General features: G+C 52.1%; 14 protein-coding genes. 9 read left to right on the forward strand and 5 right to left on the reverse strand.

Annotated elements, in window-relative coordinates; all coding sequences use genetic code 11:
• Positions 1-132 precede the first annotated feature (132 nt).
• The 7 genes from cmoM to ACH0WD_RS16695 all read left to right on the forward strand — a co-directional run bounded on the left by cmoM (position 133) and on the right by ACH0WD_RS16695 (position 11077).
• Positions 133-936, forward strand: coding sequence for a tRNA uridine 5-oxyacetic acid(34) methyltransferase CmoM (cmoM, locus tag ACH0WD_RS16665; RefSeq protein ID WP_001154032.1), 804 nt, complete (start codon positions 133-135; stop codon positions 934-936).
• Positions 929-2251, forward strand: coding sequence for a chromosome partition protein MukF (mukF, locus tag ACH0WD_RS16670; protein WP_001288828.1), 1323 nt, complete (start codon positions 929-931; stop codon positions 2249-2251). Before cmoM ends, mukF begins: the two co-directional genes overlap by 8 nt.
• Positions 2232-2936 carry a chromosome partition protein MukE gene (mukE, locus tag ACH0WD_RS16675; protein ID WP_000060024.1) on the forward strand — a complete coding sequence of 235 codons (705 nt, stop codon included), beginning with the start codon at positions 2232-2234 and terminating at the stop codon, positions 2934-2936. Before mukF ends, mukE begins: the two co-directional genes overlap by 20 nt.
• Positions 2936-7402 carry a chromosome partition protein MukB gene (gene mukB, locus ACH0WD_RS16680; RefSeq protein WP_000572743.1) on the forward strand — a complete coding sequence of 1489 codons (4467 nt, stop codon included), beginning with the start codon at positions 2936-2938 and terminating at the stop codon, positions 7400-7402. Before mukE ends, mukB begins: the two co-directional genes overlap by 1 nt.
• 344 nt (positions 7403-7746) lie before the next feature.
• A complete protein-coding gene (gene ldtD, locus ACH0WD_RS16685) occupies positions 7747-9594 on the forward strand; it encodes a L,D-transpeptidase (protein WP_000925879.1) in 1848 nt (615 codons plus the stop codon).
• Positions 9595-9853: 259 nt separating this feature from the next.
• Positions 9854-10402 carry a YcbK family protein gene (locus ACH0WD_RS16690; RefSeq protein ID WP_000357052.1) on the forward strand — a complete coding sequence of 183 codons (549 nt, stop codon included), beginning with the start codon at positions 9854-9856 and terminating at the stop codon, positions 10400-10402.
• Between the two features lie 27 nt (positions 10403-10429).
• Entirely contained in the window at positions 10430-11077 is a 648-nt protein-coding gene (locus tag ACH0WD_RS16695) for an MBL fold metallo-hydrolase (protein WP_001109471.1), read from the forward strand.
• 61 nt (positions 11078-11138) lie between these two features.
• On the opposite strand, the gene aspC is transcribed toward ACH0WD_RS16695, so the two are convergent.
• From aspC to ACH0WD_RS16715, 4 genes are all read right to left on the reverse strand, one after another.
• Complete coding sequence (gene aspC, locus ACH0WD_RS16700; RefSeq protein ID WP_000462653.1) at positions 11139-12329, reverse strand: aspartate transaminase; 1191 nt, start codon at positions 12327-12329, stop codon at positions 11139-11141.
• 184 nt (positions 12330-12513) lie between these two features.
• Entirely contained in the window at positions 12514-13605 is a 1092-nt protein-coding gene (gene ompF / locus ACH0WD_RS16705; protein ID WP_000977709.1) for a porin OmpF, read from the reverse strand.
• Between the two features lie 605 nt (positions 13606-14210).
• Positions 14211-15611, reverse strand: a complete 1401-nt coding sequence (gene asnS / locus ACH0WD_RS16710) for an asparagine--tRNA ligase (RefSeq protein ID WP_000117870.1) — start codon at positions 15609-15611, stop codon at positions 14211-14213.
• Between the two features lie 200 nt (positions 15612-15811).
• Positions 15812-16273 (reverse strand): Lrp/AsnC family transcriptional regulator, encoded by a 462-nt coding sequence (locus ACH0WD_RS16715; protein ID WP_000762342.1) that lies wholly within the window; start codon positions 16271-16273, stop codon positions 15812-15814.
• A 317-nt stretch (positions 16274-16590) separates the two neighbouring features.
• Here ACH0WD_RS16715 and dpaL point away from each other — a divergent pair, with 317 nt between their 5' ends.
• Positions 16591-17805, forward strand: coding sequence for a diaminopropionate ammonia-lyase (dpaL, locus tag ACH0WD_RS16720; protein ID WP_000544857.1), 1215 nt, complete (start codon positions 16591-16593; stop codon positions 17803-17805).
• 245 nt (positions 17806-18050) lie between these two features.
• Positions 18051-19484: a sodium:alanine symporter family protein gene (locus tag ACH0WD_RS16725; RefSeq protein ID WP_000893191.1), complete on the forward strand. Its 1434-nt coding sequence runs from the start codon at positions 18051-18053 to the stop codon at positions 19482-19484.
• 80 nt (positions 19485-19564) lie between these two features.
• Here the strand turns inward: ACH0WD_RS16725 and pncB are convergent, their stop codons facing one another.
• Positions 19565-20767: a nicotinate phosphoribosyltransferase gene (gene pncB / locus ACH0WD_RS16730; protein WP_000191407.1), complete on the reverse strand. Its 1203-nt coding sequence runs from the start codon at positions 20765-20767 to the stop codon at positions 19565-19567.
• Between the last annotated feature and the right edge of the window lie 69 nt (positions 20768-20836).

Below are 20836 nucleotides of genomic sequence, written 5' to 3' on the forward strand. Positions count from 1 at the left end.
TTTTGGTTCCTTTTTTAACCATATAGCGGAGGATTAACGGTGATATTACACCAGACAGGTTCATTCTCGCCGCGGCTGTGACAAAATAGCGGTTTTATCAGATAACGCCTGAGCCAGCCTGTGGAGAGTCCGATGCAGGATCGCAATTTTGATGACATTGCTGAAAAGTTTTCCCGTAACATTTACGGCACGACCAAAGGACAGCTGCGGCAAGCCATTCTGTGGCAAGACCTGGAGCGCGTGCTGGAGGAGATTGGCGGGCGAAAACTGCGGGTACTGGATGCCGGCGGCGGCGAAGGGCAAACGGCGATTAAGATGGCGGAACGCGGCCATCAGGTGACGTTATGCGATCTGTCTGGCGAAATGATCGCCCGCGCGCGGCAGGCGGCCGAGGCAAAAGGTGTGAGCAAAGACATGCATTTTATACAATGCCCGGCTCAGGACGTCGCTTCGCATTTGGAAAGCCCGGTTGATCTGATATTGTTTCATGCTGTGCTGGAGTGGGTAGCCGATCCTGTCGGCGTATTAGAAACGCTCTGGTCAGTATTGCGCCCTGGCGGCGCGCTGTCGTTGATGTTCTATAACGCTAACGGTTTGCTGATGCACAATATGGTGGCGGGTAATTTTGACTACGTGCAGGCGGGGATGCCTAAACGCAAGAAGCGCACGCTGTCGCCTGACTACCCGCGCGACCCCGCGCAGGTGTACCAGTGGCTGGAGGCGATTGGCTGGCAGATTACCGGTAAAACCGGCGTGCGTGTGTTTCATGATTATCTGCGTGAAAAACACCAGCAGCGTGACTGTTATGAGACCCTGGTCGAACTGGAAACGCGTTATTGCCGCCAGGAGCCGTATATTAGCCTTGGGCGCTACATTCATGTCACCGCGATTAAAAGCCCGGCGCTAGCCGCAGATGCAAGGATAACCTATGAGTGAATTTTCCCAGACAGTCCCCGAACTGGTTGCCTGGGCCAGAAAAAACGACTTTTCCATCTCGCTGCCGGTAGACAGACTTTCCTTTCTGCTGGCGGTCGCCACGTTGAACGGCGAACGCCTTGACGGCGAGATGAGTGAAGGCGAGCTGGTGGATGCATTCCGCCATGTGAGTGATGCGTTTGAGCAAACCAGCGAAACCATCGGCGTGCGCGCGAACAACGCGATTAACGATATGGTGCGTCAACGTCTGCTGAACCGCTTTACCAGCGAGCAGGCGGAAGGCAATGCGATTTACCGATTAACCCCGCTCGGGATTGGCATCACCGATTACTACATTCGTCAACGCGAATTCTCTACGCTGCGTCTTTCTATGCAGTTGTCGATTGTGGCCGGCGAATTGAAGCGCGCGGCGGATGCGGCAGCGGAGGGTGGCGATGAGTTCCACTGGCATCGCAACGTTTACGCGCCATTGAAATATTCGGTGGCGGAGATTTTCGACAGTATCGATCTCACCCAGCGCATCATGGATGAACAGCAGCAGCAGGTGAAAGACGATATCGCACAACTGCTGAATAAAGACTGGCGGGCGGCGATTTCCAGCTGTGAACTGCTGCTTTCCGAAACGTCCGGTACGCTGCGCGAGTTGCAGGATACGCTGGAGGCGGCGGGCGATAAGCTGCAGGCTAACCTGCTGCGCATTCAGGATGCCACGATGACGCACGACGATCTGCATTTTGTCGACAGGCTGGTGTTTGACTTACAAAGTAAACTTGACCGCATTATCAGTTGGGGTCAGCAGTCTATTGATTTATGGATCGGCTACGATCGTCACGTGCATAAATTTATCCGTACCGCGATCGATATGGATAAAAACCGTGTCTTCGCCCAGCGGTTGCGCCAGTCCGTGCAGACTTATTTTGACGATCCGTGGGCGCTAACCTACGCGAATGCCGATCGTCTGCTGGATATGCGCGATGAAGAGATGGCGTTGCGTGACGATGAAGTCACCGGGGAGTTGCCGCCGGATCTGGAATATGAAGAGTTTAACGAGATCCGCGAGCAGTTAGCGGCCATCATTGAAGAACAGCTGGCTATCTACAAAACCAGACAAACGCCACTGGATCTTGGGCTGGTGGTGCGCGAGTATCTGGCGCAATACCCGCGCGCGCGTCATTTCGACGTGGCGCGTATTGTTATCGATCAAGCGGTACGTCTTGGCGTAGCGCAAGCAGATTTCACCGGACTGCCAGCCAAATGGCAGCCGATTAATGATTACGGAGCCAAGGTACAGGCGCATGTCATTGACAAATATTGAACAAGTGATGCCGGTTAAGCTGGCGCAGGCGCTGGCGAATCCGTTATTTCCGGCGCTGGATAGCGCATTACGTTCGGGCCGCCACATCGGGCTGGACGAACTGGATAATCATGCCTTTCTGATGGATTTTCAGGAATATCTGGAAGAGTTTTACGCGCGTTATAACGTGGAACTGATCCGCGCGCCGGAGGGATTCTTCTACCTGCGTCCGCGTTCTACCACGCTTATCCCGCGCTCGGTGTTATCCGAACTGGATATGATGGTCGGTAAAATTCTCTGCTACCTCTATCTTAGCCCGGAGCGTCTGGCCAACGAAGGGATCTTTACTCAGCAAGAGTTGTACGACGAGCTGCTTACCCTTGCGGACGAAGCCAAACTGCTAAAGCTGGTGAATAACCGCTCGACGGGATCTGACGTTGATCGTCAGAAACTGCAGGAAAAGGTGCGTTCTTCTTTGAACCGCCTGCGTCGTTTGGGCATGGTATGGTTTATGGGCCACGACAGCAGCAAATTCCGCATTACCGAATCGGTCTTCCGCTTTGGCGCGGATGTCCGCGCCGGCGACGATCCTCGCGAGGCGCAACGTCGTCTTATCCGCGACGGGGAAGCGATGCCCATTGAAAACCATCTGCAACTTAATGATGAGACCGAAGAGAATCAGCCGGACAGTGGAGAGGAAGAATAATGATTGAACGCGGTAAATTTCGCTCGCTAACGCTGATTAACTGGAACGGTTTTTTTGCTCGCACTTTTGACCTGGATGAACTGGTCACGACGTTATCCGGGGGCAACGGCGCCGGGAAATCCACGACGATGGCGGCGTTCGTCACGGCGCTGATCCCGGATCTCACATTACTGCACTTTCGTAACACCACGGAAGCCGGCGCCACCAGCGGTTCGCGCGATAAAGGTCTGCACGGTAAGCTGAAGGCGGGCGTCTGTTACTCCATGCTCGACACCATTAATTCCCGCCATCAGCGGGTGGTGGTCGGCGTGCGTCTGCAGCAGGTCGCTGGGCGCGATCGCAAAGTGGACATCAAACCGTTCGCTATCCAGGGGCTGCCGATGTCGGTACAGCCGACACAACTGGTGACGGAGACATTAAACGAACGTCAGGCGCGCGTACTGTCGCTTGCTGAGCTGAAAGACAAGCTTGACGAGATGGAAGGCGTGCAGTTTAAGCAGTTTAACTCCATCACCGATTATCATTCGCTGATGTTTGACTTAGGGATTATCGCCCGTCGTCTGCGTTCCGCTTCCGATCGTAGTAAATTCTATCGTTTGATAGAGGCCTCGCTGTACGGCGGGATCTCCAGCGCCATTACCCGATCGCTGCGCGATTATTTATTGCCGGAAAACAGCGGCGTGCGCAAGGCATTCCAGGATATGGAAGCGGCGCTGCGCGAGAACCGACTCACGCTGGAAGCGATTCGTGTTACCCAATCCGATCGCGATCTGTTTAAGCATTTGATCAGCGAAGCCACCGATTATGTGGCGGCGGATTATATGCGCCACGCCAATGAGCGTCGGGTTCACCTTGATCAGGCGTTGGCGTTTCGACGCGAACTGTACACATCGCGCAAACAACTGGCGGCGGAGCAGTACAAGCACGTCGATATGGCCCGTGAGTTGGGCGAACATAACGGCGCCGAAGGTTCTCTTGAAGCGGATTACCAGGCGGCGAGCGATCACCTGAATCTGGTGCAAACCGCGCTGCGCCAGCAGGAAAAAATTGAACGCTACGAAGCGGATCTTGAAGAGCTGCAGATTCGACTCGAAGAGCAAAATGAAGTGGTGGCGGAAGCCGCCGAAATGCAGGACGAAAATGAAGCGCGTGCCGAAGCCGCCGAGCTGGAAGTCGATGAACTCAAAAGCCAGCTTGCGGATTACCAGCAGGCGCTGGATGTACAGCAAACGCGCGCGATTCAGTATAACCAGGCGATATCAGCGCTTGCCCGCGCTAAAGAACTTTGCCATCTACCGGATCTAACGCCGGAAAGCGCCGCCGAATGGCTGGATACTTTCCAGGCAAAAGAGCAGGAAGCTACGGAAAAACTGCTGTCGTTGGAACAAAAGATGAGCGTGGCGCAAACCGCGCACAGTCAGTTTGAGCAGGCTTATCAGTTGGTAGCGGCGATCAACGGCCCGCTGGCGCGTAGCGAAGCCTGGGACGTGGCGCGCGAGCTGTTACGGGACGGCGTGAACCAGCGTCATCTGGCGGAACAGGTACAGCCGCTGCGGATGCGCCTGAGCGAACTGGAACAGCGGCTGCGCGAGCAGCAAGAGGCGGAACGTCTGCTGGCGGAGTTCTGTAAGCGACAGGGCAAAAATTTTGATATTGACGAACTGGAAGCGCTGCATCAGGAGCTGGAAGCCCGCATCGCGTCCTTGTCTGATAGCGTGTCGTCAGCCAGCGAACAGCGTATGGCCTTGCGTCAGGAACAGGAACAGCTTCAGTCGCGTATTCAACATCTGATGCGGCGTGCGCCCGTCTGGCTGGCGGCGCAAAACAGCCTGAACCAGCTTAGCGAACAGTGCGGCGAGGAGTTTACGTCCAGCCAGGAAGTGACCGAATACCTGCAACAGCTACTGGAGCGTGAGCGCGAAGCCATTGTCGAACGCGACGAAGTGGGCGCGCGTAAAAATGCGGTTGATGAAGAGATCGAACGTTTAAGCCAGCCGGGCGGCGCGGAAGACCAGCGTTTGAATGCGCTGGCGGAGCGTTTTGGCGGGGTACTGCTGTCGGAAATCTACGATGATGTCAGCCTTGAAGATGCGCCGTACTTTTCCGCACTGTATGGCCCGTCGCGCCATGCGATCGTCGTACCGGATTTATCGCAAATAGCCGAACAGCTTGAAGGTCTGACCGACTGCCCGGAAGATCTGTACCTGATCGAAGGCGATCCGCAGTCTTTTGATGACAGCGTATTCAGCGTTGACGAGCTGGAAAAGGCGGTGGTCGTGAAAATTGCCGACCGTCAGTGGCGTTATTCGCGTTTCCCGTCGCTGCCTATTTTTGGCCGTGCGGCGCGCGAGAACCGTATTGAAAGTCTCCATGCGGAACGGGAAGTGCTTTCCGAGCGTTTTGCCACGCTCTCGTTTGACGTGCAGAAAACCCAGCGTTTGCACCAGGCGTTCAGCCGTTTTATCGGCAGCCACCTTTCCGTCGCTTTTGAGGACGATCCGGAAGCGGAAATTCGCCGACTGAACGGGCGTCGCGTCGAGCTGGAGCGCGCGCTGGCGACGCATGAAAACGACAACCAGCAGCAGCGCCTTCAGTTTGAGCAGGCGAAAGAGGGCGTTTCCGCGCTTAACCGTTTGCTGCCGCGGCTGAATTTATTGGCCGATGAAACGCTGGCCGATCGGGTCGATGAAATTCAGGAACGGTTGGATGAGGCGCAGGAAGCGGCGCGATTTGTGCAGCAATATGGCAACCAGTTAGCCAAACTGGAGCCGGTGGTTTCCGTTCTGCAAAGCGATCCGGAACAGTTTGAGCAGTTAAAAGAAGACTATGCATGGTCGCAGCAAATGCAGCGCGACGCGCGCCAGCAGGCTTTTGCGCTGGCTGAAGTCGTCGAACGTCGGGCGCATTTCAGCTATTCCGACTCGGCGGAAATGCTGAGCGGCAACAGCGATCTCAACGAAAAGCTGCGCCAGCGGCTGGAGCAGGCGGAAGCCGAGCGTACCCGCGCCCGCGAAGCGCTGCGCAGCCATGCCGCGCAGTTAAGTCAGTACAGCCAGGTCCTGGCCTCGCTAAAAAGCTCTTACGACACGAAAAAAGAGCTGCTTAACGATTTGCAGCGCGAATTACAGGATATTGGCGTTCGCGCCGACAGCGGGGCGGAAGAGCGTGCCCGCCAGCGTCGCGATGAACTGCACGCCCAGTTGAGCAATAACCGTTCGCGTCGCAATCAGCTTGAGAAAGCGCTCACCTTCTGCGAAGCGGAGATGGAGAACCTGACCCGTAAACTGCGCAAGCTGGAGCGCGATTATCATGAAATGCGCGAGCAGGTTGTGACCGCGAAAGCCGGCTGGTGCGCAGTCATGCGGATGGTGAAAGACAATGGCGTGGAACGCCGTCTGCACCGTCGTGAGCTGGCTTATCTGTCGGCGGATGAACTGCGCTCCATGTCGGATAAGGCGTTGGGCGCGCTGCGCCTGGCCGTCGCGGATAACGAACATCTGCGCGACGTATTGCGTCTGTCGGAAGATCCGAAACGCCCGGAACGTAAAATCCAGTTCTTTGTGGCCGTTTACCAGCATCTGCGCGAGCGTATTCGTCAGGATATTATTCGTACCGACGATCCGGTTGAAGCCATTGAACAAATGGAGATTGAGCTGAGCCGTCTGACGGAAGAGCTGACATCGCGTGAGCAAAAGCTAGCGATCAGTTCCCGCAGCGTGGCAAACATTATCCGCAAGACTATCCAGCGTGAGCAGAACCGTATCCGTATGCTGAACCAGGGGTTGCAAAGCGTCTCGTTTGGCCAGGTGAATAGCGTGCGGTTAAACGTCAACGTGCGTGAAACGCATGCCACCTTGCTGGATGTGCTTTCAGAACAGCAGGAGCAGCACCAGGATCTGTTTAACAGCAATCGTCTGACCTTCTCCGAAGCGCTGGCGAAACTGTACCAGCGTCTGAATCCGCAGATCGATATGGGGCAACGCACGCCGCAGACCATCGGCGAGGAGCTGCTGGACTACCGTAACTATCTGGAAATGGAAGTTGAAGTTAACCGTGGGTCCGACGGCTGGCTGCGTGCGGAATCCGGCGCGCTATCAACGGGGGAAGCTATCGGGACCGGGATGTCAATTCTGGTGATGGTGGTGCAAAGCTGGGAAGACGAAGCGCGCAGACTGCGCGGGAAAGATATTTCGCCATGTCGCCTGCTGTTCCTCGATGAAGCGGCGCGTCTGGATGCGCGTTCTATCGCCACGCTGTTTGAACTATGTGAACGTTTGCAGATGCAGCTCATCATCGCTGCGCCGGAAAACATCAGTCCGGAGAAGGGCACGACGTATAAACTGGTGCGTAAAGTGTTTCAGAATACTGAGCATGTTCATGTTGTCGGGCTGCGTGGCTTTGCGCCGCAGCTTCCGGAAACGCTTCCCGGTACGCAGACGGAAGATACGCCTTCAGAAGCGAGTTAAACACGGCAGAAACGATGACGTGCCTGATGGCGCCTCGCTTATCAGGCAAGGCCGGATAAGTCGGTTACGCCGCCATCCGGCACAACAAGTTCTGTTTTATCATTAGCCTGGGGCGGCGAAAGCCGCCTTTTTCTTTATCTGAAAAATCTCTCCGGGTAGTGCATTTTCTTTAAACTTCTTTACATTAGGTTAGGCAAAAACGTAACGAACTTTATATACTGGAGTTAAGCCTGACGAGTGAGCAGGCTGACTCGTCATACTAAACAAAAGCATTGGTTGCGGTTGACCCGCGCTGCGGGCAGCGCAGTCATGCGGAGTATGATAACGAAAACAGGGGGCAAGGGATGTTGCTTAATAAGATGTGTGGTCGTTGTCTGTCGGCAATCAGTTTATGCCTGGCCGTAACATTCGCTCCACTGTTCAATGCGCAGGCCGATGAGCCTGAAATGATACCTGGCGATAGCGCCGTTGCCGCGACGGATCAGGCTGGGCCGCAGAAGCAATCCGCCGCGACGGCGATTATGGCCGGGATTCAGCCGCTGCCGGAGGGCGTTTCAGCCGAGAAAGTCCGGGCTGATTTACAGTCGCAGCTTCCTTCCGGCTATACGCCGGTTTATATGAGCCAACTGACATTGCTGTATGCCGCGCGCGACATGAAGCCCATGTGGGATAATCGCGATGCGGTGAAAGCCTTCCAGCAACAGTTGGCGGAGGTGGCGATTGCCGGATTCCAGCCGCAGTTTACCGCCTGGGTGGCATTGTTGACCGATCCCGCCGTAAACGGTATGGCGCGCGATGTTGTGTTGTCAGACGCCATGATGGGCTATCTCCATTTCATTGCGAATATCCCCGTCAAAGGCCAGCGCTGGTTATATAGCAACAAACCTTACGCATTGGCGACGCCGCCAGTCTCGGTGATTAACCAGTGGCAAATCGCGCTGGAAGAGGGCCAGTTGCCGATGTTTGTCGCCAGCCTGGCGCCGCAGCATCCACAGTATGCGCCCATGCATGACGCGTTGCTGAAGCTGGTGGCGGACTCTCGCCCGTGGCCGCAGTTGGCCAATACCGCGACGCTGCGCCCGGGGCAATGGAGTAACGATGTGCCTGCGCTGCGCGAAATATTACAGCGTACGGGGATGCTGGATGGCGGTCCAAAGATAGCCTTACCGGGCGATAACACTGCTGATAGCGCCGTCGTCAGCCCCTCCGCCGTGGTCGACGAAACATCGGTGGCGCAGCCGGTCGACGAACAAACGGCCCGCCGTAGTAAGCCGGCTCCGGCGGCACGCGCCTACGATCGTGAACTGGTCGAGGCGGTAAAGCGTTTTCAGGCATGGCAAGGGCTGGGGGCGGATGGCGTTATTGGCCCGGCGACGCGTAACTGGCTTAATATGACCCCCGCGCAACGCGCAGGCGTACTGGCACTGAATATCCAACGTTTACGCCTGCTGCCGGCGGAACTCTCTACCGGTATTATGGTAAACATTCCCGCTTATTCGCTGGTCTACTATCAGAATGGCAACCAGGTGCTGGCTTCGAGGGTGATCGTCGGGCGTCCCGATCGTAAAACGCCGATGATGAGCAGCGCGCTGAATAATGTGGTGGTGAACCCGCCGTGGAACGTTCCGCCCACGCTTGCGCGTAAAGACATTTTACCGAAGGTGTGGAATGACCCAGGCTATCTGGAGCGCCATGGCTACACCGTGATGCGCGGCTGGAACAGCAAAGAAGCGATCGATCCGTGGCAGGTTGACTGGACCACCATTACGCCATCGAATCTTCCGTTCCGTTTCCAGCAGGCGCCAGGCGCGCACAATTCGCTGGGGCGTTATAAATTTAATATGCCGAGCTCAGATGCGATCTATCTGCACGATACGCCTAACCATACTCTCTTTCAGCGTGACGCCAGGGCGTTAAGTTCCGGCTGCGTGCGGGTCAATAAGGCCTCTGAGCTGGCGAATATGCTCTTGCAGGATGCTGGCTGGAACGATGCGCGGATCTCAGGCGCCCTGAAGCAAGGCGACACGCGGTATGTCAATATCCGGCAGAACATTCCAGTAAATCTTTACTATCTGACCGCGTTTGTCGGCGCAGATGGACGTATGCAATATCGTACAGATATTTACAATTACGATCTCACAGCGCGATCCAGCGCACAAATTGTGCCAAAGGTTGAACAATTAATCAGGTAAATGAAGAAGTTCTGGTAAATATGTTGTCCTAATGTTTGGCTTCAACGGGGCGTTTCGCTGTAGACCCCCGTTGTGGCTGGGGGAGGGCCATCTTGACGCGGGCTTTATCGGCAGTTAAGGTGCCTTTCGTGCGCCAGAAGTGCATATACAACAACCTTTAAGTCGACCGGGCCGTTCAGAAGTCTGTGCCAGCCGGTATCATGTCTGCTTAAAGGTAGAAGTGTATTAACGATAACATTGACCTGTAGACCTGATTATCATGGACAAATTTGACGCTAATCGCCGCAAGCTGCTGGCGCTTGGTGGTGTCGCTCTCGGTGCCGCCATCCTGCCCGCGCCAGCGTTTGCCACACTCTCGACCCCACGCCCGCGCATTTTGACGTTAAACAATCTCCATACCGGAGAGTCAATCAAGGCGGAGTTTTTCGATGGAAGAGCCTACATTCAGGATGAATTAGCAAAGTTAAACCATTTTTTCCGTGACTATCGCGCGAATAAAGTCCGATCAATCGATCCCCGCCTGTTTGACCAACTTTACCGACTTCAGGGGCTGTTAGGGACGCGTAAACCTGTGCAGCTCATCTCAGGCTACCGTTCTCTTGATACCAATAATGAATTACGCGCCCGTAGCAGCGGCGTAGCGAAAAAAAGCTACCATACAAAAGGGCAGGCGATGGATTTTCATATTGAAGGCGTGGCGCTGAGCAATATTCGCAAAGCGGCGTTATCTATGCGCGCAGGTGGTGTAGGATATTACCCACGTAGTAACTTTGTGCATATTGATACCGGGCCGGCGCGGCACTGGTAATCAGCGAGGCTTAATCAAAGGAGCAGTATGAACTATCGTATTATTCCGGTCACCGCGTTCTCCCAGAACTGTTCATTAATCTGGTGCGAACAAACCCGGCTGGCGGCGCTGGTCGATCCGGGCGGCGACGCGGAAAAAATTAAACAGGAAGTGGACGCCAGCGGCGTGACGTTGATGCAAATTTTACTCACGCATGGGCATCTCGATCATGTCGGCGCGGCGAGTGAACTGGCGCAGCATTACGGCGTTCCTGTTATCGGTCCGGAAAAAGAAGATGAGTTCTGGCTGCAAGGACTGCCGGCGCAAAGCCGCATGTTTGGTCTGGATGAGTGTCAGCCGCTGACGCCTGATCGCTGGCTGAACGACGGCGATCGCGTCAGCGTGGGGAATGTGACGTTACAGGTGTTACATTGTCCGGGACACACGCCGGGACACGTGGTTTTCTTTGATGAACAGTCGCAACTGCTGATCTCCGGCGATGTGATTTTCAAAGGTGGCGTCGGGCGCAGCGATTTTCCTCGCGGCGATCACACCCAGTTGATTGACGCCATTAAGCGTAAATTATTGCCGCTTGGCGATGATGTGACCTTTATTCCTGGCCACGGCCCGCTCTCTACGCTCGGATACGAGCGTCTGCATAATCCCTTCCTGCAAGATGAGATGCCGGTCTGGTAAGCAGAATGAAAAAGCCTGCAATGTGCAGGCTTTTTTATCGGTCACGCCAGTCGGCAGCTTTTTATAGTACCGCGACAATGGCTTCGCACAGCGGCGCCATATTATCCGGGGTCATGCCCGCCACGTTCACGCGACCAGAAGCCACGGCATAAACGCCAAACTCTTCACGCAGACGCAGCACCTGATCTTTGGTCAGACCGCTGAATGAGAACATCCCGTTCTGCTTGATAATAAAGCTGAAGTCACGGTTCGCGCCTTTTTCCTGCAAGGTATTCACGAACAGTTGACGCATACGCTGAATACGCTGGCGCATGTCCGTCAGTTCCTGTTCCCAGATAGCGCGCAGGGCGTCATTACTCAGGATAGTCGCGACGATGGACGCGCCGTGCGCTGGTGGGTTGGAGTAGTTAGCGCGAATGGCGGATTTCATCTGGCTAAAAGCGCGATCCACGGTTTCCGCATCGGCAGCCACGAGGGTGCAGGCGCCGACGCGCTCATTATATAAGCCGAAGTTTTTGGAGTAGGAGCTGGCGACAATGAGCTCTTTATGCAGCGCGGCAAAGGCGCGCAGACCTTCCGCATCTTCTTCCAGGCCGCGGGCAAAGCCCTGGTAGGCGAAATCGAATAGCGGCAGCCACCCTTTTTCAACGGAAAGCTCAGCCAGAACCTGCCACTGTTCCAGAGTAGGGTCAATGCCGGTTGGGTTATGACAGCAACCGTGGAACAGAACCACATCGCCGGCCTGTGCTTCGCTCAGGCTGGCTTGTAGCGCTTCAAAATCCAGCGTGTGATTTTCCGCATCGTAGTAAGCGTACTCCCGAACTTCCAGACCGGCAGCGTTAAACACGCTTTTGTGGTTCGGCCAGCTGGGATTGCTCACCCACACCCGTTTTACCGGAGTATTTTTTGCCAAAAAGTCGGCGGCAATGCGTAACGCGCCGGTACCGCCCGGCGTTTGCGCCGTGCGTGCGCGCTTATCGTTAATCAGCGCGCTGCCTTTGCCGAACAGCAGTTCCTGAGTGCAGCGAGCAAATTCTGGAATCCCGTCAATGCCGAGATAGTTTTTCGTCGTTTCATTTTCCAGTAAATACTGCTCGGCTTTTTTAACGCTGGTGAGCACCGGTGTTTTGCCGGTTTCATCTTTATATACGCCAATGCCAAGGTTAATTTTCCCTGGACGGTCATCGGCGCGAAACAGATCGGCCAGGCCCAAAATCGGGTCGGCAGGAGCGGCGGTTATGTTCTCAAACATGACGAGGTTCCATTATAGTTACAGAAGGGAAATCCGCTATCAGGTTAACGGCAGATTTACAAAATGCCAACCGTTAGCGCTAAAAAGCCCGCCTGTTTTTGAAAGACGCACATTTTCTCTAAGAGAGATAAAAAAACAGGACCGAAGTCCTGTTTTTGAGGCATAAAACAAAGGGGTCTGCTGATCAGAACTGGTAAGTAATACCGACAGCCGCCTGATCGTCGGTGCCAACGTAGCTGGAGCTGTAGTCGTTTTCGTCCAGCAGGTTGAAACGGTAGTCAACCCATACGTTCATGTTTTTGTTGAAGTAGTAAGTCGCGCCCGCCTGAATATATTTCGCCAGATCGGCCGAGCCGTCGGCGCCGTTCAACTGCTTACCTTTACTCTGCACATACGAGATTGCCGGACGCAGGCCGAAGTCAAACTGGTACTGAGCGACCACTTCCAGGTTCTGCGTTTTGTTTGCCATTTCCACGGTATCGGTAACCGTATTTTCAACAATGCTCATATTGCGGGTTTCAGCATATACGGCAGCCAGGTAGACGTTGTTTGCATCATATTTCGCGCCAACGGCCCATGATTCTGCGCGATCGCCATTACCATCGCGATCCTGCTGATCGTTAGTACGCTTGCTGTTGCTGTACGCTGCGGTGACGCCAAAGCCGTCGAACTCATATGCCATGGTGTAACCTACGCCATCGCCATTCTGAGAGTTAATGCTGTGGTTGTCCTGATTTTTACCCTGATACTGGATACCGAAAGAGAGACCGTCCACCAGACCAAAGAAGTCAGAGTTACGGTAGGTCAACAAACCGCCAGCACGGCTGGTCATGTAGTTATCGGTATAGGCGCCGCCCCAGGTTTCGCCGGAGAAGTAGGGGGCCATATCGGTATAGGATTCAACATCGTAAACGATACCGTAGTTACGACCATAATCGATTGAACCCACTTCCGCGTATTTCAAACCCGCGAAAGCCAGACGGACCAGATTCGAGTTCTGCTGTTCGCCTTCAGCGCGGTCTGCTTTAGTACGGTATTCCCACTGACCGAAACCGGTCAGATCGGTGTTAATCTGCGTTTCCCCTTTAAAACCAATCTGGGCATAAGTCTGGTCGGCATTTTTGCTATCGCCGGTCGTTGTCCATACGTGACGACCCACGGCTTTACCGTACAGATCCAGCTTATTACCATCTTTATTATAAATTTCTGCTGCGTTTGCGGTTGCAGCAGCCAGCAGGGCAGGGATCACCGCTGCCAGGATTTTGCGCTTCATCATTATTTATTACCCTCATTGGTTTTTTTATATGACACCTGCCACTGCCGTCAATAAATTCCGTCAATAAAACTTTACAGAAATATTGATGAGAGTTTGGTGTCTTTATGTGTCTGACAGGCATCTTTCCATTCAAACTAACGTTTCGCTACCGTGAAAGTGCTACAAATATAAAGATTTAGTTTCAAAAGGAAAAAATATGTAAACAAATGTTATTTTCGCGGAACTTTGTGAACAACGTCAAACTTCCCCTGAGTTCTCGCTTTGATTTGATCGTTTTTCTTTTATCATTATGATTTTATTGTAATTATTGGCTTGTAGAACCGTTGTGCCTGAAAAAGCAGCAGACGAGCTATTTCATAAAAATAGCCATTTAGAAGTCTTGATGTCCGAAATTGTGGTGAAAAATTGTACTATTAGAGCAGAAAAATCTAATCCGCAATAAAATTAAGGATTAATTTTTGTGTGTAAATATTTTCGTGAAATATACAGTAACAAGATGTGGTAATTCAGAGGGTTGTAATTAAATTTATTTACTTATTGATAATAAAACTGACATTCAGGCGAAAAAAAGGCCAGCATAGCTGGCCTTGAGTGTGACGTAAAAATCAGAAGCTGGCGTTGCGTGGGGTCCGTGGGAACGGAATAACATCGCGCACGTTTTGCACACCCGTGACGTAAGCGATAAGGCGTTCAAAGCCCAGGCCAAAGCCGGAATGCGGTACAGTACCGTAGCGACGCAAGTCGCGATACCACCAGTAATCCTCTTTATTCAGCCCCATTTCGGCCATACGGGCATCCAGCACATCCAGACGCTCTTCACGCTGGGAACCACCGATGATTTCGCCGATTCCCGGCGCCAGCACATCCATGGCCGCCACGGTTTTGCCATCTTCGTTAAGGCGCATGTAAAACGCTTTAATTTCCTTCGGATAGTTTTTCACCACTACCGGCGCTTTGAAATGCTCTTCCGCCAGATAGCGTTCGTGTTCGGAAGAGAGGTCGACGCCCCAGAACACCGGGTTTTCAAATGTCTTACCACAGCGTTCCAGAATGGCGACCGCATCGGTGTAATCCACCTGAGCGAAGTCGGTGGAGACAAAACGCTCCAGACGAGCGATAGCGTCTTTATCCACGCGTTCGGCAAAGAACTTCATGTCATCCGCACGCTCTTCCAGAACCGCGTTGAAGACATATTTCAGCATGGCTTCCGCCAGACGGGCGTTGTCTTCCAGATCGGCGAACGCCACTTCCGGCTCCAGCATCCAGAACTCCGCCAGGTGGCGGCTGGTGTTGGAATTTTCCGCGCGGAAGGTCGGCCCAAAAGTATAGATTTTGGACAGCGCACAGGCATACGTTTCACCGTTGAGCTGGCCGGAGACGGTCAGGAATGATTCTTTGCCAAAAAAGTCTTTGTCAAAATCTACTCTGCCCTGGTCGTTACGCGGCAGGTTTTCCAGATCCAACGTTGAGACGCGGAACATTTCGCCAGCGCCTTCGGTATCGGAAGCGGTAATCAGCGGGGTAGAGACCCAAAAGAAACCCTGCTCATCGAAGAAGCGATGCAGCGCCTGCGCCAGAGTATGGCGGACGCGCGCTACCGCGCCAATCAGGTTGGTGCGCGGGCGCAGATGCGCGACTTCACGCAGATACTCAATGCTATGGCGTTTTGCCGCCATCGGGTAGGTATCCGGATCTTCCACCCAGCCTGCGACCTCTACTTTCGTAGCCTGGATTTCAAAACTTTGCCCCTGTCCCGGCGACGCGACAACCTTACCTGTTACTACCACGGAGCAGCCTGTCGTCAGGTGTAATACTTCTTCATTATAATTGGGCAGAGAATTATTAATGACAGCCTGTACAGGATCAAAGCAGGAGCCGTCATAAACGGCGAGGAAGGAGATGCCAGCTTTTGAATCTCGGCGGGTACGCACCCATCCGCGCACGGTGACTTCTTGGTCAACGGCTACGCGGCCCTGGAGTACGTCGGCTACAGGCACAACGCTCATAATATTCTCTCTAGTTAATAGTCGGAAAAAATAAACACTTGTCCACCCGAAATGGGGGTATTCCTATGTTACCTGGCATCTGCAATCAGACAAGCAGAAATCGCATCTGGAAGCAGGTTTTCAGAAAGAAACCTGTAAAAAGTTCGCACCTGCTCGCGAACCATTGAGAATTTAGGCTGGTTTTGCAAGCTTTGCGCACGTTACTCGATCAGGACGCGCATCTCTTGCTTGGCGTTTTGCATCACGACAATCGTTTTAAAAGACTTAATATTGCCTGAGGAAAAGAAAAGCTCACGGGTAAGCGCTTCATATTCCGCCATGTCACGAACATTGAGCACCAGTAAAAAGTCGAAATCGCCCGTTACGTAGTAGACCTGCTGCACCTGCGGGCAACTGACAAACCGTTGACGAGCCTCTTCCAGTAAATTGAATCGCTCGTTTTCGATCACCACCTGCACCACAATCGTGACCGGGCGTCCCACTTTGCCAGCATCAATAAGGCTGACATTGCCTTTAATTATGCCCGCCTCCTCCAGTGCCGCGATACGACGATTCACTGCCGAAGGTGAAAGATTGACCTGTTCGGCGATTTCCCGCTGAGAAAGACGATTATCGCGCTGCAATAATGTCAGAATGTTTTTATCCCAGGCGTCAAGCTTCATATCGCAAATAACCTCTTTAATGTGATGACTATCACTGCGCGCAATTTTGCCGCGTCCAGGCCGTTAAAAAAAGGTGAAAATTGCACGACGATGGGCATTTTCGCGCCATTTAACAGCAATAAGCATAGTACTATCATAATCAGTGGAATAAAGAAAAGGACGTAATAGATATTGTGCGACTCTTTTATCAGTACGGTTTATTAAAGTGAGGATAACCACTACTACAGCCACAAAACGCGAGTTCTTTACTTGTTTCTACTCAATAATTGCCAAAAACATATTATTTCAATAAATAAACTTTAACAAAAGGTATCATTATGCATGAACTTATTAAATACCAGTTTAATACACGTCGGAAAAAATATGGTACAGGAGCGGCCTTAAGTTTGCTTAACGGAAATGTTGGGCGTGAGGTGTTAGCATTTCATAAAAAATTACCCAATTATGCCGTCACGCCGTTACATAATCTGGCGCATCTAAGCCGGCGGCTTGGACTAGGGTCCATCCATATTAAAGATGAGTCCTGGCGTTTTGGTCTGAATGCTTTTAAAGGTCTGGGCGGCTCTTATGCTGTAGGAAAATATCTCGCTGATAAATTGCAATGTGATATTAACTCGTTAAGTTTTGCTGCCCTTAACACTCCTGAGATTAAAGAAAAAATTAAAGATTGTGTTTTTGTTACCGCGACGGATGGCAATCATGGCCGTGGTGTGGCGTGGGCGGCGGAGCAATTAGGTCTAAAAGCCGTCGTTTATATGCCTAAGGGATCATCGTTAATCCGGGCAGAGAATATTCGCCATCATGGAGCTGAATGCACCATCACCGATCTGAACTACGATGATGCAGTGCGACTGGCCCATAGAATGGCGCAAACAAAAGGCTGGGTGCTTTTGCAGGATACAGCCTGGACAGGGTATGAAGAGATCCCAACGTGGATTATGCAAGGCTATATGACACTAGCGGTTGAAGCTTATGAGCAGCTCGCAGAAACAAACAGTCCGTTGCCAACCCACCTTATTTTACAAGCGGGGGTGGGATCATTTGCTGGCAGTGTTATGGGTTATTTTGTTGAAAAAATGCAGGAAAATATCCCTAATATTATTGTGGTTGAGCCGCATCAGGCCAACTGTCTTTATCAATCCGCAGTTATGGATGATGGTCAACCTCACTGCGTCACTGGCGATATGGCGACGATAATGGCCGGGCTTGCGTGTGGGGAGCCGAATATTATCAGTTGGCCTATTATTCGGGACAACACCAGTTGTTTTATTTCCGCTGATGATTGTCTGGCGGCTAAAGGTATGCGCATTTCTGCCGCGCCGCGTCCAGGCACTGATACGCCTTTTATTTCCGGCGAGTCCGGAGCTATTGGCGTAGGGTTACTTTATGAGTTGATGAACAATATGCATTATCAGGATCTTGCTAATCGCTTACAGCTTGATGCCAGTGCTCATGTTCTGCTTATTAGCACCGAAGGCGATACGTCCCCAGATATTTATGAAGATATAGTCTGGAACGGACGCAGTGCTTAAACATTACGACTAAAAAATTAGATAATAAAGGCAGCATGTAAAAAACGCGTTTTTTATACGCATAATAAACCTAATGCAGGAAGCAAAACTTCATAACAATATACCATTAAAACGGCATTTAGTGAGTAAGGGATGCTCCTACCCGCTGACTTTCCAGTTTAGTGTTGTTGGCAAAATTCAGGATTACGCTGAACTGGAAAGATTATTTCTGAGACTGAACGAATTAATTTAAATCCGAGGTCATTATGTTAGAGCAACTTTCACAACTCTTTGAATTTCTATGGGGTGGCCCATTATTTTTGTGTGTCATCGGCATTGGCTTTTATTTCACAGTACGCCTCAAATTTTTCCAGATTATCAATTTAAAAGAAATTTACCGTAATACAATTGGTACACTTGCCGGAAAAAATAAACAAAACACTACTGGCGAGGCAGCGTCTAAAAAATCCTTAAAATCAATAGAGGTGGCTGCCACTGTGCTATCCGGCTCATTAGGCGCGGGAACGATCGCAGGTGTTGCTGCGGCTATTGCGGTTGGCGGGCCTGGGGCAATTTTCTGGATGTGGATCATTGCGGTCGTGGGTATGATGACCAAAATGGTTGAAGTGACGCTGGCGGTGAAATACCGAAGTAAAGGTGAGAATGGCGAATATTATGGCGGCCCAATGCATTATATTAAGAAAGGGCTCAATAAAAAATGGCATCCCCTGGCAGGATTATATGCGTTTGCATTAATGATTCTGGTTATTACGGATGCCTGTTTTGTGCAAACTAATACGATGGCGGCGGTCATTCACTATACGTTTGACATCCCAACAAGCGTCATTGGGGGATTTATTGTCATCGTAGGCGCGTTGGTGATTTTAAAAGGACTCGCCAGTCTTGGTAAATTCTGTACGATTGCACTTCCACCGATCACCATTGCCTATTTCATTGGTGCCGCTGGTGTAGTGGTATTGAATATCGAGGCTATCCCACAGGTTATAAAAAGTATTTTCTATTATGCCTTTGCCCCTGCGCCAGCAGCCGGTGGCTTTGTCGGGTCAACCATCATGATGGCCATCAGTAAAGGAGCCAGTCGCGGAATATTCACTAACGAAGCCGGCATGGGTACCTCGGCCACAGTACATGCTACTGCCAACGTGGATTACGCTTTCCGTCAGGGAATGTGGGGGGCAGTGGAAGTATTTTTTGTCTCAATGATTACCTGTAACTTTACCGCATTTGCTGTACTTGCTTCTGGTATGTGGACAGACGCCAGTTATCAAGGTATTCAGATTATCTTTGCCGCCTTAAAAGAAACATGGCATCCGATTATTGTTCAGGTTCTCTGTCTCGGTGTGGCGTTGATTCTGTTTACTTCTTATCTTGGTTCATATATTAAATTTCGCACTTCGATAAACTATATTTTTGGCGATAAGCTAGAACGCATTATTAAATGGCTATATTTTTTGCCGCCACTGATTGCCGTTAATATGGAAATCCCGGTAATCTGGTTAATGGCTGATATTGCTGTCGGTTTTCTGGTTATCCCCAACGTAATTGCTCTGTTCTTGCTGCGTAAAGAATTTATTAGCGAATTCAATATATTCAGAACGCGTACACAGCGGGACACTAATTCTGAAAAAACAACGCAAATTACGCACGTAAATATGTCGAAGAGTGAAGGGGAAGAATAGTCACCATCGCGGCCAGAACAGGTAAGATGGTCAGAAGAGTAACAAAGCGCCCACTTTCCGGGCGCTTCGCACAGGCATGGTTAACTTGCTTTACGCACCTGCGGGAGATCGAACGCTTTACGCAGCGCGCGCACAAACGCTTTATCATGACAGATCGTTTTACCTGGGCTGTCGGAAAGTTTAGCCACCGGCTTTCCGTTACATTCCACGAGCTTAATCACGATATTGAGCGGTTTTACCTGAGGGATATCGCAGGTCAGGCGGGTACCGATACCGAAGCTTAACTGCACGCGAGAGGCGAAATGGCGATAGAGCTCGACCGCCTTTGGCAGATCAAGGTTATCTGAAAAGACCAGCGTTTTTGTCAGCGGATCAATCCCTAGCTTTTCATAATGGGCAATCGCCTTTTCGCCCCATGCGACAGGGTCTCCTGAGTCGTGGCGTAACCCCTGATAACGGCTGGCGAATTCAATGCCGAAATCGCGTAAAAACGCATCCATTGTAATGCAATCTGTCAATGCGATACCAAGCTGGTCCGGATATTCGTTAAGCCAGGCGGCCAACGCGGCACGCTGGCTGGTCGCCAGGTCCGGACTGATTTGTTGATGCGCCTGGAACCATTCGTGCGCCTGAGTGCCCATCGGCGTCAGCGCCAGGCGACGCGCGAGATCATAGTTGCTGGTGCCGACGAACCATGACTCCTGCTGGAGACGTTTAACTATCGCCTGCTGCACTTCACGAGAGAAACGGCGGCGGGTGCCGAAGTCCATCAGGTAGAAGCGGGACATATCGAGATTGGCGGTTAACGCAGTGAAATCAACCAGCTTACTTTCCAGCGCGTCGAGCGCCTGATCAACACCCGCGTTTGGCGAGCGGTAGTGATGAACCAGCTCACTGATCACGGCCAGCAGCGGCACTTCCCACATAATGACTTCACGCCACGGGCCGGTTAAGCGAATATTCAGCTTGCCGTTATCGTTGGTGACACAGACTTGAGCCGGGTTATAGCGAAACTCGCGTAACCAGTTCAGATAATCCGGTTTAAAAAAGGGCAGGCCGGAGAGCCACTGGAACTCGTCCTCCTGGAGGCGCAGGTGCTGCATCGCGTCCACCTGCTCGCGAATAGCATCGGCATAAATACCCAGCAGGTCGTCGCCACGGCAACGAAACTCAGCCGCTACCTGCACATCATAGTAGTGATGAAAAACGGCTTGCTGCATATGCAACTTATAAGCATCTGTATCCAGCAACGAGTGCAGAACAGGAGAAGCGAATTGTGTCATAGGTGCGCTGTTGCGTCCTCTCACGGGAGCGTTTAGTACAATAAACAACTAAGAAAACCGCTGGAGTAT

The sequence above is a fragment of the Salmonella sp. 2020_1395 genome, from assembly GCF_043848115.1.
Classification (GTDB): domain Bacteria; phylum Pseudomonadota; class Gammaproteobacteria; order Enterobacterales; family Enterobacteriaceae; genus Salmonella; species Salmonella enterica.

Coding starts and splice junctions, on each gene's coding strand:
- cmoM (WP_001154032.1), top strand. CDS start 133: ATGCAGGATCGCAATTTTGATGACATTGCTGAAAAGTTTTCCCGTAAC.
- mukF (WP_001288828.1), top strand. CDS start 929: ATGAGTGAATTTTCCCAGACAGTCCCCGAACTGGTTGCCTGGGCCAGA.
- mukE (WP_000060024.1), top strand. CDS start 2,232: ATGTCATTGACAAATATTGAACAAGTGATGCCGGTTAAGCTGGCGCAG.
- mukB (WP_000572743.1), top strand. CDS start 2,936: ATGATTGAACGCGGTAAATTTCGCTCGCTAACGCTGATTAACTGGAAC.
- ldtD (WP_000925879.1), top strand. CDS start 7,747: ATGTTGCTTAATAAGATGTGTGGTCGTTGTCTGTCGGCAATCAGTTTA.
- ACH0WD_RS16690 (WP_000357052.1), top strand. CDS start 9,854: ATGGACAAATTTGACGCTAATCGCCGCAAGCTGCTGGCGCTTGGTGGT.
- ACH0WD_RS16695 (WP_001109471.1), top strand. CDS start 10,430: ATGAACTATCGTATTATTCCGGTCACCGCGTTCTCCCAGAACTGTTCA.
- aspC (WP_000462653.1), bottom strand. CDS start 12,329: ATGTTTGAGAACATAACCGCCGCTCCTGCCGACCCGATTTTGGGCCTG.
- ompF (WP_000977709.1), bottom strand. CDS start 13,605: ATGATGAAGCGCAAAATCCTGGCAGCGGTGATCCCTGCCCTGCTGGCT.
- asnS (WP_000117870.1), bottom strand. CDS start 15,611: ATGAGCGTTGTGCCTGTAGCCGACGTACTCCAGGGCCGCGTAGCCGTT.
- ACH0WD_RS16715 (WP_000762342.1), bottom strand. CDS start 16,273: ATGAAGCTTGACGCCTGGGATAAAAACATTCTGACATTATTGCAGCGC.
- dpaL (WP_000544857.1), top strand. CDS start 16,591: ATGCATGAACTTATTAAATACCAGTTTAATACACGTCGGAAAAAATAT.
- ACH0WD_RS16725 (WP_000893191.1), top strand. CDS start 18,051: ATGTTAGAGCAACTTTCACAACTCTTTGAATTTCTATGGGGTGGCCCA.
- pncB (WP_000191407.1), bottom strand. CDS start 20,767: ATGACACAATTCGCTTCTCCTGTTCTGCACTCGTTGCTGGATACAGAT.